Source organism: Coprococcus sp. TF11-13 (assembly GCF_003481085.1).
In the GTDB taxonomy this organism is placed as follows: Bacteria; Bacillota; Clostridia; order Lachnospirales; family Lachnospiraceae; genus Coprococcus; species Coprococcus aceti.
Genome location: NZ_QUKK01000006.1, coordinates 226,449 through 247,086, shown reverse-complemented (window position 1 = coordinate 247,086; position 20,638 = coordinate 226,449). Strand labels below are relative to the sequence as shown.

Sequence of the window (20,638 nt, the reverse complement as noted above, 5' to 3'; positions counted from 1 at the left end):
CAAGTAAGGAGAGAAAACAAATGGCACAGACAGTAAGTTTCGATTTTAAGAATGCAAAAGCCATGGCTACAGACGCTGATATCGCAGCAATCAAGGATCAGGTAGTAGCTGCAAAGGCAACACTTGTAAACAAGACCGGTGAGGGAAATGATTTCCTTGGATGGATCGACCTTCCAGTAGACTATGACAAGGAAGAGTTTGCGAGAATCAAGAAGGCAGCAGCTAAGATCCAGGCAGATTCAGACGTGCTTGTAGTAATCGGTATCGGTGGTTCTTACCTGGGTGCAAGAGCAGCCATCGAAGCTTTAAGACACAGCTTTTATAATTCAGTTGACAAGTCAATCCGTAAGACTCCTGAGATCTACTATGCAGGATCAAACATCAGCAGCACATACATGGCTCATCTGCTTCAGGTGATCGGTGACAGAGATTTCTCTATCAACATCATCTCCAAGTCGGGTACAACAACAGAGCCTGGTATCGCTTCAAGAATCTTCAAGAAGAAGCTTGTTGAGAAGTATGGCAAGGAGGGCGCAGCAAAGAGAATCTACGCCACAACGGACAAGGCAAAGGGAGCTCTCAAGACACTTGCAACAGAGGAAGGCTATGAGACATTTGTAGTTCCTGATGATGTAGGAGGACGTTTCTCAGTTCTCACAGCAGTTGGTCTTCTGCCAATAGCAGTAAGCGGTGCTGATATAGATAAGCTTATGGAAGGCGCAGCTTCAGCAAGAAAGGATTGTCTTGCACAGGACTTCGACGATTCAGATGCTATGAAGTACGCAGCAGTAAGAAATGTACTGTACAACAAGGGTAAGTCAATCGAGATCCTTGCTAACTTTGAGCCGGCACTCCACTATGTATCAGAGTGGTGGAAGCAGCTCTACGGCGAGAGCGAGGGTAAGGACGGCAAGGGACTTTTCCCAACAGCTACGGACTTTACAACAGACCTTCATTCACTTGGACAGTTCATCCAGCAGGGTTCACAGAACCATTTCGAGACAGTTATCAATGTTGTTAATCCAACATGTGAGATCGTTATGGAGGCTGAGGACTCAGATCTTGATGGACTTAACTATCTTGCAGGCAAGACAGTTGATTTCGCCAACAAGAGTGCCATGAACGGAACTATCCTTGCACACGCAGATGGTGGAATTCCTATCATCCAGATCAACATCGACAAGATTGATGAGTTCACTCTCGGTGAGCTGTTCTACACATTTGAGTTTGCATGTGGTGTGAGTGGATACACACTTGGTGTAAATCCATTCAATCAGCCAGGTGTTGAGAGCTACAAGAAGAACATGTTCGCTCTTCTCGGCAAGCCGGGCAACGAGGAGCTTGGCAAGGAGCTTCTTGCAAGAATCAACGGTTAATAGATCTTTACAGATTAATATATAAGAGATGCAGGTGTGTTTTGCCACACCTGCATTTTTTTGCAATTCTATATTTCTTGTAATCAGAATCGCACAATGTTATACTTATGAAGTGTATAGGCTCAGAATTGAGCCTGATCATTTGCATTGTGAATGGAAGGATAAGAAGGGCAGTGACATATGAATGAAAAGAGAGATGTAGAGGGGTTGTACAATCGATATAGACAGGTTCCATTGTATCTGATAGGAATGTTCTGTCTGATGACAGTGTTCATGTATTTTGTCGGAATAGGAGCCGGAGTTATAGCCACCATTTTTACGGCAGTATACGGAGCGGTGAGCATTGTTGTTTTCCTGAGGATGAATACTTTGTCCCGCGACAGATATGTGGAATTTGCCATGGAGCACGGCAAGATGCAGAAGGAGCTCATAAAGGAGTTTCCGGTTCCGTACGCATTGCTTGACGAGGATGGAAAAGTTGTGTGGGTGAACGACGAGTTCTCAGGTATAACGGAGACCAGTAAGAGAAAGCTCATGAAGCTGAATATAGTTCAGGTATTTGAGGAGGTTACCGAGGAGAGTCTTCCTTATCAGGAGGATGTCACAGAGGGAGAGATAGCATTTAACGGAAGAGAATACCGTTATGAGATCAGACGTGTACAGGTGAACAAGGTTGAGCCTGCTATGGAAGAGACTGATGCCCAGCCGGATGAGGCCGGCACAGACGGAGACGGGTCTGCTGAGCAGAAGAAAGAGACGAAGGCTTCGCACGGTGGTTCAAGACACCACGGCAAGACGGACACCTTCCTTGCGTTCTACATGTTTGATGTGACAGTGGTAAATCAGCTCACTCAGGAGAACCACGATCAGAAGCTGGTTGCGGGTCTCATATATATTGATAACTACGATGAGATATTTGAGTCGCTTGAGGAAGTACGACACTCTCTTCTTGTTGCCCTGGTCGACAGAAAGATCAACAAATACATGGCAAATGTCGACGCCATAGTCAAGAGCCTTGAGAAGGACAAGTACATGTTCGTGATGCCACAGAAGTATCTGGATCAGCTCAAGGAGAACAAATTTGCCCTGCTCGATGAGGTCAAGGCTATAAATATCGGAAATGATCTTCCGCTTACACTCAGTATAAGTCTTGGTACTGATTACAAGAGCTTTATAGAAAACTTTGAGGCAGCGCGTTCCGCCATGGAGCTTGCTCTGGGCCGAGGCGGCGATCAGGCGGTTATCAAGTCCGCCGACAGGATCACCTACTTTGGCGGTAAGAGTCAGGGAACGGAGAAGTCCACGAGAGTTAAGGCGAGGGTTAAGACTCTTGCGTTCAAGGAGCTTCTTGAGACCAAGGAGAAGGTTATAATCATGGCCCACAAGAATCCGGACATGGATGCTTTTGGTGCAGGTATAGGAATATACAAGATGGTGACTGCGCTGGGCAAGACGGCGCATATAGTTGTAAATGAGGTGTCATCGGCCATAAGTCCGATATACGGCAATTTCACTTCGAGCAATTCCTACCCGGCAGATATGATAATCAACAACGATCAGGCGCTCAGTCTGGTCGATGACGACACGGTCGTAGTTGTGACGGATGTGAATAATCCTACGCTCACGGAGTGTGAGGAACTGCTGGCATATGCGAAGAGCATAGTGGTGTTCGATCACCACAGGCAGACAAAGGATGTCATTGCAAATGCGACACTGTCGTATATAGAGCCATTTGCGTCATCTGCATGTGAGATGATCGCAGAGATGCTCCAATACATGGATGAGAAGATAAAGCTCAGGCCTACAGAGGCGGACGCCATGTATGCCGGAATACTCATTGACACCGACAACTTCCTGAGCAAGACCGGTGTCAGAACCTTTGAGGCAGCCGCGTTCCTGAAGAGAAGCGGTGCGGATGTCATGCGAGTAAGGAAGATGTTCAGAACTGACATAGAGACCTACAGACAGAAGGCGGAGGGTGTCAGCCACGCAGAGATGGTGCTTGATGCATTTGCCATATCAATCATTACACCTGGGGATGGCCCTGAGTCGCCGGTGGTACTCACCGCCAAGATTGCAAATGAGATGCTGAACATCGCAGGTGTCAGAGCTTCATTTGTAATAGCGCAGATGGGTGCGGATGTCAAGATAAGTGCAAGAGCCATTGATGATGTCAATGTCCAGATAATCATGGAGAGAATGGGTGGCGGCGGTCATGCAAATATCGCGGCAGCTCAGTTTGTAAATGCGAAAGCAGAGGATATAAAGAAGGAGCTTGTTGAGCTCCTGAATGAGATGTATAAGGAAGGAGATATTTAGGATATGAAGGTCATATTATTACAGGATGTTAAAAGCCTTGGAAAGAAAGGCGCAATGGTAGAGGTAAATGAGGGCTACGCAAGGAATTTCATCATTCCTAAGAAGCTCGGCATGGAGGCAACTCCAAAGAATATGAATGATTTCAAGCTCCGCAAGGCTCATGAGGAGAAGGTGGCAGCAGAGAATCTTGCTGATGCCAAGGCACTTGCGGCAGAGCTTGAGAAGGCTTCAGTAACTGTTAAGATCAAGGTTGGAGAGGGCGGAAGAACATTTGGCTCAGTATCCACAAAGGAGATCTCAGATGCCATCAAGAGCCAGCTCGGCAAGGATATAGACAAGAAGAAGATCGTTATGAAGGACTCCATCAAGGCGTTAGGAAGCTTTTCAGTGAAGGTCAAGCTTCACCCTGAGGTTCAGGCAGAGCTTGCTGTAAAGGTCGAGGAAGCATAAGGAGTATAGATAAAACATGGAAGATGCATTTGCAAGAAAAAAGCTTCCCTACAATCTGGATGCCGAGAAGTCTGTTATAGGTTCCATGCTCATGGACAGAGACGCCATAGTGGAGGCGTCCGATATGCTGACCAAGGAGGATTTCTACTACGGTCAGTACGGAATATTGTTCGAGAATATGGTAGAGCTGTTCAAGGAGGGTAAGGCGGTCGATCTGGTAACCCTGAAGAACAAGCTTGAGGAGAACAATGTACCTGATGAGGTCATAAGCACCAAATCCATAGCGGAGATATTGGAGACGGTTCCGACATCGGTGAATGCCAAGCATTACGCAGAGATCGTGGCGGACAAATCCATACTCAGGAAGATGATAAAGCTGTGCGAGGAAGTGGAGAAGGACTGTTATCTTGATTCTGAGGGAGTTGAACAGCTTCTTGAACAGGCCGAGAGCGGTGTGTTCAATCTGATAAAGGAGAGGAACGGCTCCAGCAAATTTGTGGGGATCGACAGGATCGTCATGAACGTTATCGAGCAGATAGAGGAGGCTTCCAGAAAGAACACAAGAGTAACAGGTATCCCTACGGGATTCATAGATCTGGACAATATGCTCACCGGTCTCCATGGATCGGAGTTTATACTGGTGGCTGCTAGACCTGCCATGGGTAAGACGGCATTTGTCCTTAATATTGCCCACCATGTTGCCGTGCGCAAGGGAATTGCCACTGCGATATTCAACCTGGAGATGAGCAAGGAGCAGCTTGTAACGCGTATGATAGCCATGGATTCCCTGGTTGATTCCCAGAAGGTACAGACGGGACAATTGGCTGAGGACGACTGGGATCAGGTGCTTGCCAGTGCGGAGAGTATAGCTGCCGCACCGCTGTACATAGAGGATAGTTCAGCACTCACCATATCCGAGCTGAGATCAAAATGCAGACAGCTCAAGAGAAAGAACAATCTTGGACTCATCATCATCGACTACCTGCAGCTTATGAGCACGACGGGACGAGTTGAGTCGCGACAGCAGTTCGTATCTGATATGTCGAGATCGTTGAAGATGCTTGCCAGGGAGCTGGATGTGCCTATCATAGCGCTGTCACAGCTTAACCGAGAGGTTGATAAGAGACCGGATCACAAGCCTGTGCTTGCGGATCTCCGAGAGTCGGGATCTATCGAGCAGGATGCCGATGTGGTTATGTTCATATACAGAGATGATTATTACAATCCTGATACCGACAAGAAGGGTATCTCGGAGATAATCATAGCTAAACAGAGAAAAGGTGCCACCGGATCTGTGGATCTGGTATGGCTGCAGGAATACACGAAGTTTGCCAACAAAGAGCACTAAATATATTATGTTTTATAAGGAGAATTGAAAATGGTAGTTGAACCAAGAGTTAAAGATTTTATTTGTACAACAGCTCACCCGGTGGGATGCGCACAGAATGTAAAGAATCAGATCGAGTATGTCAAGTCAAAGGGAGCAGTTAAGAGCGATAACGCACCTAAGAAGGTTCTGGTGATCGGAGCGTCAACAGGATACGGACTTGCATCACGTATCGCAGTTGCATTTGGCTATGGCGCAGATACCCTCGGCGTTATGTTTGAGAAGGAGTCAAATGGACGCCGTACAGCAACCGCTGGCTTCTACAACAACAGGGCATTTGAGGAGGAGGCTCACAAGGCCGGACTCTATGCAAAGTCCATCAATGGCGACGCGTTCTCAGTCGAGATCAAGGAGCAGGTCATCGAGACCATCAAGGCAGACATGGGCAAGATAGACATGATTGTATACAGCCTGGCTGCCCCTAGAAGAACAACTCCAGATGGAACAAAGTACACATCAGTACTCAAGACGGTTGGTGAGGAGTACACCAACAAGACACTTGTACTCAAGGACAACACCATCACAGATGCACATATAACAGCGGCAAATGATGACGAGATCAATGCCACCATCAAGGTGATGGGCGGTGAGGACTGGATCGACTGGATGCAGGCACTCTCAGATGCCGGAGTTCTGGCAGATAACGTGATCACAGTTGCGTACTCATACATAGGACCAAAGATCACATTCCCTATCTACGCTGAGGGATCGATCGGACAGGCAAAGAAGGATCTGTACAAGTCAGCAGACATTATAAATGAAAAGTTCCCTAACATAAAGGCGAAGATAGCCATCAACAAGGCTCTTGTCACACAGTCAAGTGCAGCTATCCCTATCGTACCTCTGTATATCACACTTCTCTACAAAGTTATGAAAGAGAAGGGACTCCACGAGGGATGCATAGAGCAGATGCAGAGACTGTTCATGGATAAGATCCTGGATGACACCCAGGTGGACGACAACGGATTCATCCGTATGGACGACTGGGAGATGAGAGATGATGTTCAGGAAGTTGTTGCTGAGCACTGGGATACAGTCAACAATGACAATGTCAAGGATATAGCAGACATCGATGGATACTGGGAGGATTTCTACAACATGTTCGGTTTCAAGATCGACGGTGTGGATTACTCAGCAGATGTTGATATCATGTAATATTCATGGGTAGTTTCAATATATAAATACTACAAATGCCCCACAGATTCATAGAATTTGCGGGGCATTTCGGTAAGCGCTTTTTTGGCGTGCCTGACCCATTATTTTCGCAAGGAGGAAGACGGTATATGTACAAATATTTATTATTTGATCTTGATGGAACCATCACCAAGTCTGAGAAAGGAATATTCAACTGTATAAAATACGCTCTTGACTGGGCTGGAATTCCATATCCTGAATACAGTGTATTCAGAAGCTTTATAGGACCATCACTTTATGATTCTTTCGTGAGGGAATTCGGCATGGACGACGCAAAAGCGAAAGAGATGGTTGCGAAGTACAGAGAGAGATACAACGTGGTAGGTCTCTTCGAGGCTGAGGTGTACGACGGAGTGGCAGACACCCTGCGTGCCCTTAAGGAGAAGGGCTGCATACTCTCAGTTGCAACCAGCAAGCCGACAGAGCCGACACTCCGTATCCTTGAGAAGTTCGGTGTGGGAAAATATTTTGACGTTGTAGTTGGAAGTAATCCCGACGGAACAGGATCAGACAAGAAGCACATCATATCCCAGGTCCTTGAAAGCCTCAAGAAAGATCACGGACTGACAGAAGATATGATAAAATCAAACCAGGTTGTGATGATAGGCGACAGACGCTACGACATAGAAGGTGGCAAAGCCTGTGGCCTCCAGACCATAGGAGTCCTCTACGGCTACGGCAGCAGAGAAGAATTCGAAGCAGTCGGCGCAGACAACATAGTAGAAAGCCCAGAGGAAATCCTGAATCTGTAGATAGAAAGGTAGCTTATAGTTTATAGATGTCTGTGTTGATATATATTTTTTATTAAATATCTATGATTATTTTTGTGGGATGACACTCTGGGGAACTGAATAAAAGAAAAACAGGTAAGAGTCGATATCTATAATATAGTGTGGTGTATAAAATATATTTTTCAGCGAAATATGTCAGGAGAATGATCTGAAAAGTATATATCCAATAAGATCAAGATGACATACTCTCCAGGGATATAAAAATTGGGTCTCTATATATGTAATCGATAGCGAAGACGCCTGAACTTTGCTGCTTATTGCTAAGGCGGAGCTCGCAACGCCCTTATAGCGAGCGGGAGCCGCGTGCAGATATAAGCAAAGCAAAGTGAGGTAAGTCGAGCGTGATTACATATATAGAGACCCAATTTCTGTCCCTGGAGAGTATGTCATCCGTCCGTTCGTCAGATCATCTCCTGACATTTGAGATATACCCGAAGAACGCTCCGATGATCCCCCCGATAATGTGGGTGAGATTAGACACATTGTCCTTCACAAACACTCCGTCAGCCACCTGTCCGCCGATATAAAGCACTGCAACAAGTATGAAGGTGAGCGGTATGGAGCCGTCCTTTATACATGCAAAAGAAGACAGAAGAATGTATGCGAATACCACTCCGCTGGCGCCGAGCAATGCTGTACCAGGGAAGAATATAAAATGCACGATTCCTGTCACCAGTGCGGTGGTGATGGTTACGATGAGCAGATCCTTTGAGCCGTATTTTTCCTCAAGTAGTGGGCCGATCACAAGCAGCAGCGTCATGTTGTTGATAAGGTGACTCCAGCTTGCGTGACCAAACACATGGGCAAACATGCGGATGTAGGTTAAAGGATCGGTGAGAGGGGCTCTGTATACTTCAAATAGAAGAAAGTTACTTTTGCCGCCTGTGAGGATATTCAGGAGGTAAGCTCCCAGACAAATGAGTGCAAATGTAAGTACCACAGGTGAGTTAAAGGATATTCTTAATATGGTTTTGGATTTTGTCTTTGACATGGATCGGTTCCCCTCTTATTCATATAGTATAGAAAAATATTACCAGCGGTCATCCGCTGGTAATATTTTTTAAGCGTCATAATCTGGCATATCGTTAAAGTACATCTTGTAGAAGTTGGTACTCTGTTCGAGAACCCTCATGGTTGATGGAAGCGGTACGGCGATGAGGTCGTTGAACTCATACTCTCCGGCTGCTGAATCAATCACATGTCCCATCTGAGTCTCATTATGTGTGTAATCGGCGTTGAAACCGCCGTATTTATTGCCACGGGCATCAAGACGTATCCACTTCTTGAGATCCGGGTGATATACCGCATTAAGTGCATGCATAGCCATAAGTCCGCCCTTGTGCTTGATACGGATATAGCAGAATCCTGTATATAAGTTGTTGGCACGAAGCAGTGCTGCCAGCAAATTGGCCTTTGAATAGCTGATGCCCGTGCTGGCTTCCAGTACATCGGAAGCGCTGATAGTTATTACTGAAAAGTTGCTGTCATATGTGTGAGAAATCCTATCCCGGACAAAATAGTAACATGCCTGTATGATCTCATCACTGCTCTTGCAATCTGCAGCAAGTTCCTTTGCCTTTGCAGCAACGATAGGATTGTCATAATTTACATATTTGTCGTATTGCAAATATGCTGAATCCTTATTTCTCTGAATTAGTTGCATTGTGTCATCTCTCCTTTATTACTTGGAATATGTAGAACTTCAGATAATAAGATTCATCTGCAGCCCATAATATTGGGTGATCAGGAGCCTGTGTGCGGAACTCTACCTGGCGAAGTCTTACATGTGAATTCATGGCGGCCTGTTTTATGGTCTTGGTAAATAACTCGAAATCCATAAAATGTGAACATGAACAAGTCGCAAGGAATCCACCATCCCTTACGAGTTTCATAGCACGCAGATTAATCTCGCGATAGCCTTTGACTGCGTTCTTTATTGAATTTCTTGATTTTGTGAATGCTGGCGGGTCAAGTATGACAACGTCAAACTGTTCGCCTTTTGATTCCAGTTCAGGAAGAAGATCAAATACATCTCTGCACTCAAAAGAGACAGTGCTCTCCAATCCGTTGAGCGCTGCATTCTCTCTGGCCTGGGCAATAGCAAGTTCTGAAGCGTCTACTCCCAAAACGCTGGAAGCACCGGCTATGCCTGCGTTGAGAGCAAAGGAGCCTGTGTGTGTAAAGCAATCAAGAACCTTTGCATCTTTACATATTCTCTGAATAGCAAGACGATTATACTTCTGATCCAGAAAGAATCCGGTCTTCTGACCGTCTTTCACATCAACAATATATCGAACGCCATTTTCATTTATATGAACCTTTGTGTTAAATTCGTCACCAATAAACCCTTTATAGGTATCCATCCCCTCGTGTTTTCTGACTTTTGCATCGCTTCGTTCATAAACACCCTCGATTATTATACCATCATTTTTAAGTATATTTTTTAAAATATTTATTAACAAATTTTTAACTTTGTCGATGCCGAGTGCCAGTGATTCGACAACAAGCACGTTTTCAAACTTGTCAATGACGATTCCCGGCAGAAAATCAGCCTCGCCAAATACGACACGGCAGCTACTGGTGTCGACGGTTTTCTTGCGGTAATCCCATGCATCCTGAAGTCTCTTTGTGAAGAATGCCTCGTTGATCTCGGTGTCCACATGTCTTGTGAGCATGCGGATGAAGATCTTGGAGTTGGTATTTATGAATCCTTTGCCGAGTGGATAACCGTCGAAGTCCTTTACTATGACGATGTCGCCGTTCTCAAAGCTGCCGACTATGGTGTCGACCTCATTGTCAAATATCCATGCTCCGCCGGACTTCAGAAGTCGTCCCTCTCCCTTTTTTAATGTAACAATAGCTCCCATAATATATGTATCCTTTCTCTGTACTGCCGTTGGCAGACATTTTTCGTTGTCTGTTTTTGAATTTTGCGGATTTATTTTACCATATGTAGACAAATAATCCAAGATGGGGCAACTTAACACATTTGTAACAAAAAACTTGTAAAAAAGTTATACTTGTAAAAATTATGTAACACGTGTATACTACGAACGTAGCAGAATGCACACAAACGTCAGATTCCCTGCGGAAACTGATGTTTAATAAAAAGGAGGACAGTAAAGATGTCTACAATGAAGACTAATATTGCAAAGAGAGAAAAGAGCCTGATGGCGGCAAAAGCTATAGGCAGTCTTATGGCGATTGCTGTATTGGCTATTGTGATTTTTTCTACAAATGTGGTGACACAGGCAGATGAGATGGGAGCTGACGGCACGGAAGTTCTGGCCACAGCATCAGATGTAGTTCAGAGTGGAGTGATACAGGATGAGGATGGTTACTTCAGATATTATGTTAATGGTGAAGTGCAGAAAACTGCAGGCTGGATAGATGCCGATGATGGCACCAGATATCTTATAGATGAAAATGGCGTGGCAGCTATGAAGTTTACACGTTCTGGCGATACCATCAAGATATACAGATTCAGCGCTGATTCAAAGGACTGGACTATCTGCAAGAACGAGTGGCAGACAGTGGATAACGTTCTCTATTATCTGAACAATTCCGGACTGTGTGAAAAGATATACGATAATAGCAGCAAGAAGGCAAAGTCACTGAGCAGCGGCAAGCTTGTCCAGGTGAAGAACCAGATGCTTATTCTCAACGATGGCAGAACATATTATTTCAATTCAAATGGTGACAAGGTCACAAAGGGCGGTTGGTATCATATAAATTATGACAATATGGTATTTGTAACAGGCGGTGGATCACACTATGTAAAGGAGAGGATCTACAAGGCATCAGGCATTTTCAGAATGTATTCATTTAACGATTCAAAGAAGAGCTGGGATATGAACAAGAACCTGTGGAAGAATACAGGCAGAAAGCTGATGTATTTTGATGGATCAGGCACATGTACCATTCTGTATGATCAGGCATCGAATATATTGTACAGATACATATCAAGCAGCAAGTCATACAAGAGAGTCTCAAATGTGATCGACAAGCTCAACGGAAGCAGATACTACTTCTATGATGCAAATGGAAATAGACGTACATCATCAGGATGGAAGAAGGTAAATGGAAGTACCGCTTACTACGTATGTGACGGCGGATATGTTACCTCAAGATATACAGATCAGAAGAGGACAAAGAAGGTATACAACTTTGACTACTCGAAGAACACATGGGTGCAGAAGAAGAATATGTGGAAGACCGTCTACAGCAGCAGATATTATTTCGGTTCTAATGGCGTAGCCACAATCAGCTATAACAACAGCACCCAGAAGGCATACAAGTTTACAGGCAGAAAGTGGAAGCCTGCAAAGAAGCTCATAATGAAGATCGGAAATGCAAATTACTATTTCAACAGCGCTGCAAAGCGAGTTGTAAAGGCTGGAAAGTATAAGACAGCCGATGGCTACATAGCATATGTCAACAGAAGAGGCGTTGTATATAAGAGAGAGTACGATCTCTCGGTCAAGAGATATTACACTATCGATCTTGGTAAGGGCAGAAAGACAAGAGTATATGGATATTATGATATAGGCGCGGCAAACAGACTGAGTAAGATGGTCAACCAGCATCGTGCAGAAAATGGACTTTCAAGCCTTAAGGTGTCAACATCTCTGACAGAGACCGCTACCACAAGAGCAAAGGAGATAAGCAACAAGTACAGCCATTACAGACCAAATGGAACACTGTGTCTCAACTCCATGTACGAGTTGTACGGAGAGAATCTTGCATGTGGTTTCAGTGGTGGAGATCTCGTGTTCAGAGCATGGTCCAAGTCGACCGCACATGACAGCAATATGCTGAATACTACATACAAGACCATGGGCGTTGCAGTATTTGTGGCTCTCAAAAATGATAAACAGGGATATAAGAGATATTATGTCCTTACATTTGGAAAGTAATTTTAATTAGGAAATTAGTGGAAAATAAGACTGTTAAATCCCTCAAATTAAATTGAATTATATGGAGAAATAGAGTACCATACATAGTATAAGGCAAATAGTCGGATATAGAATTTTGGCTAGTTTGGGAATGGAGATTGTGTGTGGGTTTCATATATTCGTCTTTAAATAGAGGTGCCGGCGAGAGTGTGGCACTATTTGACAATAGAATAGCCAGGATGCTTCCTTTTGTCACGGGAAAGGCATATTTTGACCTCAGGAATTATGATGCCCAGACTGGAGAATTCGGAGTATATATTGAATGGGATGGTGAGCTTGAGGCAGTGCTTGGATATTCACTGCCGGCAGGAGGATATTTCGTCAAAGCAACCACACCGCAGGCGTACAGATTCCACAGGCTCGACAAGGGACTCCCGGTATATATGAAGTTGATAGCGCAGAATGGCAGACTGTATCCTTACAGGACATATGTCATGATGGACGGCAGACCTTTCAGTGTGGAATTCGGCGGTGGAGTTCTGATCCCTTTTGAGGACAGATACGAAGAGCTTGGATGCGAAGCTGCGAAACAGACTGTGGATACTGGAAGCCAGAAGCTTTTGATGGGAAGTCAGAGTGGAATGACAGGAAGTCAGAGGTTCCGGTGGAATGGCAGTCAGATGAGACTGCTGTTTGGAAGTCAGGGAGGCTTCAGATACCTGGCGGGAAGCCAGTATAGAGTGTTTGGCAGCCAGCGTATGTTGTTTGGCAGCCAGCGTATGTTGTTTGGCAGCCAGCGTATGTTGTTGGGCAGCCAGAGAATATTGTCAGGCAGCCAATATAGAATATTTGGAAGTCAGCGGATAAAAAATATGCCGATGGTGCTTGAAAGTGACACACAGTGGCCACAGGACAGTATGGATTCAATCAGAACAAGCCAGGAGCTGATGGTTGAGTTCCCTAAGGAGTGGCAGCTTATCAACAGAAGCAGAAGACCGACCAGCCGGATTGGTGGCAATGCTAAGTTTGGATATGGACTGGATCTGATCTAGTACATGACCGGATCTTGGAGGATATATGAAGGATATAGAGGGATTCCACACATTGTGGACTGCTCCTTATTTTGAGAAAAGTAAAGATGACACTTACAGCATGCAGGATTATGAGCTTTTGACCATGATCCTGTCTGCTCTTATGTGGAGAAAAATGAATGGCCCTATCACACTTTACGGTGATGCAAGGGCCATTGATTATGTTGAGGGACAGGGATTGTCGCATATATGGAATGGCGGCATAAAAGAGATACAGGTTCCTGACAGCATATCCCCGGGAGTGTTCTGGGCTGCGGGCAAGCTGTATGCGCTTAAGGCGGCGCATATGCCGGCGGTCATGGTGGATCTGGACCTTATAGTGTGGAAGAATATAGGGGAATACATAGCGGGGACGGATATTTGTGCAATACACAGAGAAGGAATATATCCGGATGTATATCCCGGCAGGGACTTCTTCAATATGGACAGTTCGTACAGCTTTGATCCCCTGTGGAGCTGGGATGTTCCGCCGGTAAATACCTGTATGCTATATATGGCTAAGGAGCAATTTAAGAACTATTATGTGGACAGCTCCATACAGTTTATGGAGAATTGTAGGGAGACTGAGGAAAATCTGTGCCACATGGTATTTGCGGAGCAGAGACTGCTTGCGATGTGTGCTGCGAGAAAGGGAAAGATCATTGCTTCATTTTTTCCTGAGGCGGCGGATATAGAGAGACAGGATGTGTTCACACATTTGTGGGGATATAAGAATATTCTGAAGTTTAACTATGGGAAAAGGGTTGAGTTTAACGGGCGTCTCTGCGAGCGGATAGAGCGGGAGTTTCCGGAAGAGGCGGATGTTATAAGGGAGTTACATGTTTGTAGATAAAGTGCTGAAGAAGATACCCAGGGAGATATACATATATATACTGTGGGGAATTGTCGTGGGAGCGGTAAATCTTGGCTCCGCCTGGATATTCATGTACAAATGCGGGATAGAACCTGTCAGGGCCAACTTCCTGGCATGGATACTGTACAATTTTGTGTCATTCATAACAAATAGAAAATCGGTGTTCCACACTGTCGCAGAGACTGCGTGGGAGTTCATAAAAGAACTGGTGTCATTCTACGTGAGCAGGGTGTTCACACTGGTGGTGGAGGAGGGCCTGATCTATATACTGGTTGACAGGCTTCACCTGTGGGCGATGGGCATAAAGACGTTTACATCAGTGCTGGTGATATTCCTCAATTATTATATAAGCAAGAAGTTTATATTCAGAAAGGTAAAGGAAAAACTGTAAGGGATATGTATAAATGCGAATGTTTATCGAAATTTTATAGAAAAACATGGACACAATTACTTCCAAACATTTGACAGTTGGAGTATAATTGAGTAGTTAAATATGTATAAAAAGCAGAATAAGTAATGCAAGGAGATAAGTATGAAGAAGAGAGTAGTAATAACAGGCATAGGAGCCATAACTCCAGTCGGCAATACAGTTGACGAGTATTGGGATTCACTTAAGGAAGGAAAGCATGGCTTCGGACCTATTACACAGTTTGACGCTTCAGCATACAAGTGCAAGCTTGTCGGCGAGGTTAAGAACTTTGTAGCAAAGGACTACATTGATCCAAAGTCTGCAAGACGTATGGCTAGATTCACACAGTTTGCTGTGAAGGCAACGCAGGAGGCTATGGCAGATTCAGGACTTGATATGACAAAGGAAGATGCTTACAGAGTTGGTACATGTATTGGTTCAGGTGTTGGTTCACTTCAGGAGCTTGAGAACGCATATGGAACCATACTTACAAAGGGACCACTTCGTGTAAGTCCATTCGTAGTTCCTATGATGATCAGCAACATCGCAGCAGGTAACGTTGCGATCCAGTTTGGTCTCAAGGGCAAGAGTATAGATGTTGTAACAGCATGTGCTTCAGGAACAAACAGTATCGGTGAGGCATTCAGAACTATCCAGTACGGAGACGCTGATGTCATGGTAGCCGGCGGATGTGAGGCAGCAGTTTCACCTATCGGTATATCAACATTTGATTCACTTACAGCACTTACATCATCAACAGATCCAGACAGATGTTCTATTCCATTTGATAAGGACAGAAGCGGATTCGTTCTCGGTGAGGGTGCAGGTATTGTTATTCTTGAGGAGCTTGAGCACGCAAAGGCAAGAGGTGCAAAGATCTACGCAGAGCTTTCAGGTTACGGATGTTCAAGTGATGCACACCACATCACAGCACCTGAGGAGTCAGGTGAGGGACCAGCAGTTGCCATGACCAATGCGGTTAAGGATGCAGGACTTCCACTTGATGCGGTTCAGTACATCAATGCTCATGGTACAAGCACACATCTGAACGATCTTGTTGAGACACGTGCTATCAAGAAGGCATTTGGCGATCACGCAAAGGACATCAAGATCAATTCAACAAAGTCTATGACAGGACATCTTCTCGGTGCAGCAGGAGCCATCGAGTGTATTGCCTGTGTCAAGAGTATAGAGGAAGGTTATATCCACAGAACAAGAGGCCTTGTGGAGAGCGAGGAGGAGCTTGATCTGGATTATTGTAAGGAGCCATGCGAGATGGACGTTGATGTTGCGATCAGCAACTCACTTGGATTTGGCGGACACAATGCATGTATCGTCTTACAGAAGTATAAGGAGCAGTAAATATCATGTTATTTATCAAAAAAAAGGCAAAGGATGCCGAGATAATTGCAGCAAAGGCTGCAGAGGAGGCAAAGGCTGCTGAGGGAATTCAGGAAGCACCAAAGGTGGAGCTTGTAAAGTGCCCTAAGTGCGGAAGAGAAGTTGAGAAGGAAAGAGTGAAGAACGCAAAGTACATTTGTTATGAGTGCGGTTCTTACTTCAGAGTTAAGACCAAGAATAGAATAAGAATGGTCACAGATCCAAAGTCATTTGAGCCATGGTTTGAGGATATGCCAAGCTCAAATCCTCTTGGAACAGAGGGCTATGAGGATAAGGTTGCGGCTGCACAGGCCAAGACAAACCTCAAGGAGGCTGTTACTATAGGAAAGGCAACCATCAATGGTGAGCCTGCTGTAGTTGGTGTATGTGATGCAAGATTCCTCATGAGCAGCATGGGATATGTTGTGGGTGAGAAGATTGCCAGAGCTGTCGAGAAGGCTACAGAGGAGAAGCTTCCGGTATTCATGTTCTGCTGTTCAGGCGGTGCACGTATGCAGGAGGGAATCATTTCTCTGATGCAGATGGCCAAGACATCCGCTGCATTCAAGAAACATTCTGATGCAGGACTTCTGTATGTATCTATTCTTACAGATCCTACAACAGGTGGTGTTACAGCCAGCTTTGCAATGCTTGGAGATATTATCCTTGGAGAGCCAGGTGCGCTCGTAGGATTTGCAGGACCACGAGTTATCAAGCAGACTATTGGTCAGGAGCTTCCAGAGGGCTTCCAGAGATCAGAGTTCCTTGTTGAGCATGGTATCATAGATGGCATAATCACAAGAGACAAGATGAAGGACACAATGTATGATCTCATCGTCACACATAAGCAGAGACAGGGCTATGCTAACTTTGACAGTGCTGTTGAAGATGAGAAATTTGACATAAGCGAGATCCTCAAGGAGAGACTCAAGGATGACGAGCCTAAGACTCCGTGGGAGAAGCTCAGAGGTGCTCGTCAGATGAGCAGACCTTCAGGTTTCGACTATGTGAAGTATATATGCGATGATTTCCGTGAGATCCACGGAGACAGAACCATGAATGATGACAGAGCCATTGTGGGTGGTATCGGTCATATAGATGGACAGCCTGTAACAGTTATATCACAGGTCAAGGGAGCTTCCATGGCAGAGTGCATGGAGAGAAACTTTGGTATGCCTCTTCCTGATGGCTACAGAAAGGCTCTTCGTCTGATGAAGCAGGCTGAGAAGTTCGGCAGACCTATCATTACATTTGTAAATACACCGGGTGCGTTCTGTGGACTTGAGGCTGAGGAGCGAGGAATGGGTGAAGCCATAGCGAGAAATCTCTATGAGATGTCATCACTCAAGGTTCCTGTACTCTGTATCCTTATCGGAGAAGGCGGAAGCGGTGGAGCACTTGCCCTTGCAGTCGGCAATGAGGTATGGATGCTTGAGAATGCGACATACTCAATCCTTTCACCTGAGGGATATGCGTCTATCCTCTGGAAGGACAGCAACAGAGCTGAGGAGGCTGCAGAAGTTATGCAGATTACAGCGCAGGATCTCAAGAGACTGAACGTTATCGAGCAGGTCGTACCTGAGTACGGCGGAGCAGATGAGCAGTCAGTTCCATATATAGGCAAGTACCTTAAGATGAACATTAAGGAATTCCTCAAGAAGTATTCAGACAAGACTCCTGAGGAGATCGCACAGGACAGATACGACAGATTCAGAAATCTGTAGATCACAGATATACTATAGATGAAAGGCATTTCTCAAGTGAGAAATTTATCTCACGGGGAATGCCTTTTATTCATGCATATGTTGAAGTGATGGTGTTTTTTTGGTAAACTTTATGTATATGGCTGAAGATACAGCTTGAATTGGAGGAGCGTTTATGAAGAAACAGATAAAGGTTACTTTGATAGTTATCGTGGCCGCCATCATTGCGGCAGCAATCATATGGTACGTGATGTACCTGCGGGGCAAGGAGCAGGATCTGCTGACACCTGTGGGAACACGTGCAGAATTTATCGGTGATACAGACAAATATCCTACCATGCTTACAGCGAAGGGGACTCGGATCCTGAATGCAGACGGAGAACAGGTTGTTCTCAAGGGTGTGATGGTTCCAGAGTCGCGCAGTCTGTATGAGGAGAAGAAGTTTAATGAGGATTTCTACAAGGATGTATTTGCCAAGGGTGGTAATGCCATAAGGGTGCCAATAAGCCCTGTGGAGTACAAGAATGACGATTACTATATGTGGAGATATCTTGACCGCATAGTTACCTGGGCCGGAGAGAACGATAACTATGTTATTCTCGACTGGGATTATACAGGTAACCCGATAGATGGTTCCGGGGATGAGATGCCGGATCTCGACGAGAATCCGCTGGATTATTCTGCTGAATTCTGGAAGAACATTGCGGATTATTTCAAGAACACTCCAAATGTTATATTTGAGATATACAATGAGCCGGTTGGCATGAGTGATTCAGAGTGGAAGAGATGCGCGGAGAGCCTTATAGGAGTTATAAGGGATGCCGGCGCAAAGCAGCTTATAATCGTTGGAAGTCCGGATTACTGTTATGATCTCGGATGGCTTGACGAGCTCGGAGTGAAGAATGACAATACTGCGTTCTCTGTTCATGTTTATCCGGACAAGGTGTTCTGGCAGAAGTTCCTGTCGGGCTATGTGACAAGTTATCCTCTTATAGTGACAGAGTGGGGATATGCAGACGATGATGTCGAGGTCAAGAATGAGAAGCTGAAGGGCACCAGAAATGTATTTGGAATAAAATTTACCAGATATCTGGAAAAGCATGATATAGGATGGATTGCAGTTGGATATGACGATACGGTGGAGCCATCCATGTTTACTAAGGGATATAAGGAACTCACAAAATGGGGCGAGTATGTGACTGAGCTGCTTGGAGACAAGGAAGAATAAAGAGAATAACGGATAAAAGGGAGAAAATATATAATGGCAATCAGAATATTAGGAACAGGAAGCTACCTTGCGGAGAAAGAGGTATCAAATGATGAGCTTGCAAAGTATGTTGATACATCTGATGAGTGGATATCTTCAAGAACAGGTATAAAGAACAGAAGAATAGCTGTTAAGGAGACAACGACGAGCATGGCTGCTGAGGCTGCTGAGAGAGCACTTGAGATGGCAGGGAAGTCCGCAGAGAATGTGGAGCTTATAGTGCTTGCCACAGTCACTCCGGATTATTACACACCAAGCGGGGCGTGTCAGGTTCAGGCGGCTATAGGTGCGGATAAGGCGATTGCGTTTGATGTGAATGCGGCATGCTCGGGCTTTGTATTTGCCCTCAATGTTGCAAAGATGTATATAGAGACAGGGTTTGTGAAGAATGCTCTTGTAATAGGTTCTGAGACGCTGTCAAAGATACTTGACTGGAATGACAGAGGTACATGCGTATTGTTTGGAGATGGCGCAGGTGCCGCTTATATAGAGGAGTCTGACAAGGGAATCATAAGCATTGTCCAGGGTTCAATCGGCAAGAAGGGTATGGTGCTAAACTGCGAGAGCAGAAAGACCAACAATATATTTGTAAAAGATGAGATCAATCATGACTATCTGTATATGGATGGACAGGAGGTGTACAAGTTTGCGGTGAGACAGTGTCCTAAGTGCCTCCAGGAGGCTCTTGACAAGGCGGGAATGACCGTTGACGATGTGGATTACTTCGTACTCCACCAGGCAAATGTAAGAATTATTGAATCTGTTGCCAAGAGACTTAAGGCACCGCTTGAGAAGTTCCCTACGACTCTCGACTACACAGGAAATATGTCTGCGGCGAGTGTACCTGTACTTCTCGACCAGCTCGTGAGGGAGCACGGCCTGAAGCGCGGCGACAAGATCGCCATGTCGGCATTCGGCGCAGGGCTCACATACGGCGCTGTGGTTATGGAGTGGTAGAGGCTTTAACACCTGTAATTTTTGAGGGCGGAACGGAGCTCCTTGTAGTTTGGGAGTACTTTTTCTACCTCGGCCCAGAAAAGTGCGGAGTGGTTCATCTGCTTTCTGTGACACAGCTCGTGGACTACCACGTAGTCTATGATTTCGGGAGTGGTGTTCATCAGTGCACAGTTGAAATTCAGGTTACCGGAGGAGCTGCAGCTTCCCCAGCGGGTCTTCTGATGCCTGATGGTGATCCTTCCGTAAGTCACGTCTATTATCTGAGCAAAATGTTCTACACGTGAAGGAATATATATCCGAGCCTGTTCTGACAGTGCCTTTATATCGGCATCTGTCAGGGCAGTGCTTGGATTTTTTTCGTCTGACATATTGGAAATTCTTTTCTGCATGATTTCCAGATGGCTACGGATCCAGTTTTGTCTGGAATCCACAAAGCTTTGGATCTGACTGTCGGTCATTCTGAGGGGCGCACGAACCTTTATGTTGAGGTCTCTGTCTATCTCGATACAGATAGATTTGCGCCTGCTCCTGACGACAGAATATTCGAATTTATCAGAATTGTTCAT

Annotated in this window: 18 protein-coding genes; 14 read left to right on the top strand and 4 right to left on the bottom strand. The window is 45.2% G+C overall.

What is annotated here, in order from left to right; all coding sequences use genetic code 11:
* The first annotated feature begins 20 nt into the window (after window positions 1-20).
* The 6 genes from DXD11_RS11295 (at window position 21) to DXD11_RS11270 (ending at window position 7,478) form a co-directional block, all read left to right on the top strand.
* Window positions 21-1,376 carry a glucose-6-phosphate isomerase gene (locus DXD11_RS11295; protein WP_004852292.1) on the top strand — a complete coding sequence of 452 codons (1,356 nt, stop codon included), beginning with the start codon at window positions 21-23 and terminating at the stop codon, window positions 1,374-1,376.
* A 180-nt stretch (window positions 1,377-1,556) separates the two neighbouring features.
* Window positions 1,557-3,695 carry a DHH family phosphoesterase gene (locus DXD11_RS11290; RefSeq protein ID WP_118758408.1) on the top strand — a complete coding sequence of 713 codons (2,139 nt, stop codon included), beginning with the start codon at window positions 1,557-1,559 and terminating at the stop codon, window positions 3,693-3,695.
* Between the two features lie 3 nt (window positions 3,696-3,698).
* Window positions 3,699-4,145 (top strand): 50S ribosomal protein L9, encoded by a 447-nt coding sequence (gene rplI / locus DXD11_RS11285; protein ID WP_015534512.1) that lies wholly within the window; start codon window positions 3,699-3,701, stop codon window positions 4,143-4,145.
* A gap of 16 nt (window positions 4,146-4,161) precedes the next feature.
* On the top strand, window positions 4,162-5,493 hold the full coding sequence (gene dnaB / locus DXD11_RS11280) for a replicative DNA helicase (protein WP_118758407.1): 1,332 nt from the start codon (window positions 4,162-4,164) through the stop codon (window positions 5,491-5,493).
* A gap of 30 nt (window positions 5,494-5,523) precedes the next feature.
* Window positions 5,524-6,687: an enoyl-ACP reductase FabV gene (gene fabV / locus DXD11_RS11275; protein ID WP_055222328.1), complete on the top strand. Its 1,164-nt coding sequence runs from the start codon at window positions 5,524-5,526 to the stop codon at window positions 6,685-6,687.
* 128 nt (window positions 6,688-6,815) lie between these two features.
* Window positions 6,816-7,478, top strand: coding sequence for an HAD hydrolase-like protein (locus DXD11_RS11270; protein ID WP_117874377.1), 663 nt, complete (start codon window positions 6,816-6,818; stop codon window positions 7,476-7,478).
* Window positions 7,479-7,923: 445 nt separating this feature from the next.
* Here DXD11_RS11270 and DXD11_RS11265 read toward each other — a convergent pair whose 3' ends face one another.
* From DXD11_RS11265 to DXD11_RS11255, 3 genes are all read right to left on the bottom strand, one after another.
* The gene (locus DXD11_RS11265) at window positions 7,924-8,508 is read right to left on the bottom strand and encodes a rhomboid family intramembrane serine protease (protein ID WP_015534516.1); all 585 of its coding nucleotides are present in this window, start codon (window positions 8,506-8,508) and stop codon (window positions 7,924-7,926) included.
* 69 nt (window positions 8,509-8,577) lie between these two features.
* Window positions 8,578-9,180, bottom strand: coding sequence for a transglutaminase-like domain-containing protein (locus DXD11_RS11260; protein WP_015534517.1), 603 nt, complete (start codon window positions 9,178-9,180; stop codon window positions 8,578-8,580).
* 4 nt (window positions 9,181-9,184) lie between these two features.
* Window positions 9,185-10,384, bottom strand: coding sequence for a class I SAM-dependent rRNA methyltransferase (locus tag DXD11_RS11255; RefSeq protein WP_118016998.1), 1,200 nt, complete (start codon window positions 10,382-10,384; stop codon window positions 9,185-9,187).
* Window positions 10,385-10,642: 258 nt separating this feature from the next.
* Between DXD11_RS11255 and DXD11_RS11250 the strand changes: the two genes are divergently transcribed.
* The 8 genes from DXD11_RS11250 to DXD11_RS11215 all read left to right on the top strand — a co-directional run bounded on the left by DXD11_RS11250 (window position 10,643) and on the right by DXD11_RS11215 (window position 20,072).
* Window positions 10,643-12,433: a CAP domain-containing protein gene (locus DXD11_RS11250; RefSeq protein ID WP_118758406.1), complete on the top strand. Its 1,791-nt coding sequence runs from the start codon at window positions 10,643-10,645 to the stop codon at window positions 12,431-12,433.
* A gap of 143 nt (window positions 12,434-12,576) precedes the next feature.
* Window positions 12,577-13,464: a hypothetical protein gene (locus tag DXD11_RS11245; protein ID WP_118016996.1), complete on the top strand. Its 888-nt coding sequence runs from the start codon at window positions 12,577-12,579 to the stop codon at window positions 13,462-13,464.
* Between the two features lie 25 nt (window positions 13,465-13,489).
* On the top strand, window positions 13,490-14,335 hold the full coding sequence (locus tag DXD11_RS11240) for a DUF6734 family protein (protein ID WP_117874380.1): 846 nt from the start codon (window positions 13,490-13,492) through the stop codon (window positions 14,333-14,335).
* The gene (locus DXD11_RS11235) at window positions 14,322-14,747 is read left to right on the top strand and encodes a GtrA family protein (RefSeq protein WP_118016995.1); all 426 of its coding nucleotides are present in this window, start codon (window positions 14,322-14,324) and stop codon (window positions 14,745-14,747) included. Before DXD11_RS11240 ends, DXD11_RS11235 begins: the two co-directional genes overlap by 14 nt.
* A gap of 141 nt (window positions 14,748-14,888) precedes the next feature.
* Window positions 14,889-16,127, top strand: coding sequence for a beta-ketoacyl-ACP synthase II (gene fabF / locus DXD11_RS11230; RefSeq protein ID WP_117550046.1), 1,239 nt, complete (start codon window positions 14,889-14,891; stop codon window positions 16,125-16,127).
* 5 nt (window positions 16,128-16,132) lie between these two features.
* The gene (locus tag DXD11_RS11225) at window positions 16,133-17,869 is read left to right on the top strand and encodes an acetyl-CoA carboxylase carboxyl transferase subunit (RefSeq protein ID WP_015534523.1); all 1,737 of its coding nucleotides are present in this window, start codon (window positions 16,133-16,135) and stop codon (window positions 17,867-17,869) included.
* A 154-nt stretch (window positions 17,870-18,023) separates the two neighbouring features.
* Entirely contained in the window at window positions 18,024-19,076 is a 1,053-nt protein-coding gene (locus DXD11_RS11220; protein ID WP_118649562.1) for a glycoside hydrolase family 5 protein, read from the top strand.
* A 33-nt stretch (window positions 19,077-19,109) separates the two neighbouring features.
* Window positions 19,110-20,072, top strand: a complete 963-nt coding sequence (locus tag DXD11_RS11215; protein WP_117550048.1) for a beta-ketoacyl-ACP synthase III — start codon at window positions 19,110-19,112, stop codon at window positions 20,070-20,072.
* Window positions 20,073-20,077: 5 nt separating this feature from the next.
* On the opposite strand, the gene DXD11_RS11210 is transcribed toward DXD11_RS11215, so the two are convergent.
* Window positions 20,078-20,638, bottom strand: a complete 561-nt coding sequence (locus DXD11_RS11210) for a M48 family metallopeptidase (protein ID WP_055147349.1) — start codon at window positions 20,636-20,638, stop codon at window positions 20,078-20,080.

What these genes read in the sequence shown, in the direction of transcription:
- DXD11_RS11295 (WP_004852292.1), top strand. Translation starts at nt 21, where the DNA reads ATGGCACAGACAGTAAGTTTCGATTTTAAGAATGCAAAAGCCATGGCT.
- DXD11_RS11290 (WP_118758408.1), top strand. Translation starts at nt 1,557, where the DNA reads ATGAATGAAAAGAGAGATGTAGAGGGGTTGTACAATCGATATAGACAG.
- rplI (WP_015534512.1), top strand. Translation starts at nt 3,699, where the DNA reads ATGAAGGTCATATTATTACAGGATGTTAAAAGCCTTGGAAAGAAAGGC.
- dnaB (WP_118758407.1), top strand. Translation starts at nt 4,162, where the DNA reads ATGGAAGATGCATTTGCAAGAAAAAAGCTTCCCTACAATCTGGATGCC.
- fabV (WP_055222328.1), top strand. Translation starts at nt 5,524, where the DNA reads ATGGTAGTTGAACCAAGAGTTAAAGATTTTATTTGTACAACAGCTCAC.
- DXD11_RS11270 (WP_117874377.1), top strand. Translation starts at nt 6,816, where the DNA reads ATGTACAAATATTTATTATTTGATCTTGATGGAACCATCACCAAGTCT.
- DXD11_RS11265 (WP_015534516.1), bottom strand. Translation starts at nt 8,508, where the DNA reads ATGTCAAAGACAAAATCCAAAACCATATTAAGAATATCCTTTAACTCA.
- DXD11_RS11260 (WP_015534517.1), bottom strand. Translation starts at nt 9,180, where the DNA reads ATGCAACTAATTCAGAGAAATAAGGATTCAGCATATTTGCAATACGAC.
- DXD11_RS11255 (WP_118016998.1), bottom strand. Translation starts at nt 10,384, where the DNA reads ATGGGAGCTATTGTTACATTAAAAAAGGGAGAGGGACGACTTCTGAAG.
- DXD11_RS11250 (WP_118758406.1), top strand. Translation starts at nt 10,643, where the DNA reads ATGTCTACAATGAAGACTAATATTGCAAAGAGAGAAAAGAGCCTGATG.
- DXD11_RS11240 (WP_117874380.1), top strand. Translation starts at nt 13,490, where the DNA reads ATGAAGGATATAGAGGGATTCCACACATTGTGGACTGCTCCTTATTTT.
- DXD11_RS11235 (WP_118016995.1), top strand. Translation starts at nt 14,322, where the DNA reads ATGTTTGTAGATAAAGTGCTGAAGAAGATACCCAGGGAGATATACATA.
- fabF (WP_117550046.1), top strand. Translation starts at nt 14,889, where the DNA reads ATGAAGAAGAGAGTAGTAATAACAGGCATAGGAGCCATAACTCCAGTC.
- DXD11_RS11225 (WP_015534523.1), top strand. Translation starts at nt 16,133, where the DNA reads ATGTTATTTATCAAAAAAAAGGCAAAGGATGCCGAGATAATTGCAGCA.
- DXD11_RS11220 (WP_118649562.1), top strand. Translation starts at nt 18,024, where the DNA reads ATGAAGAAACAGATAAAGGTTACTTTGATAGTTATCGTGGCCGCCATC.
- DXD11_RS11215 (WP_117550048.1), top strand. Translation starts at nt 19,110, where the DNA reads ATGGCAATCAGAATATTAGGAACAGGAAGCTACCTTGCGGAGAAAGAG.
- DXD11_RS11210 (WP_055147349.1), bottom strand. Translation starts at nt 20,638, where the DNA reads ATGAACAATTCTGATAAATTCGAATATTCTGTCGTCAGGAGCAGGCGC.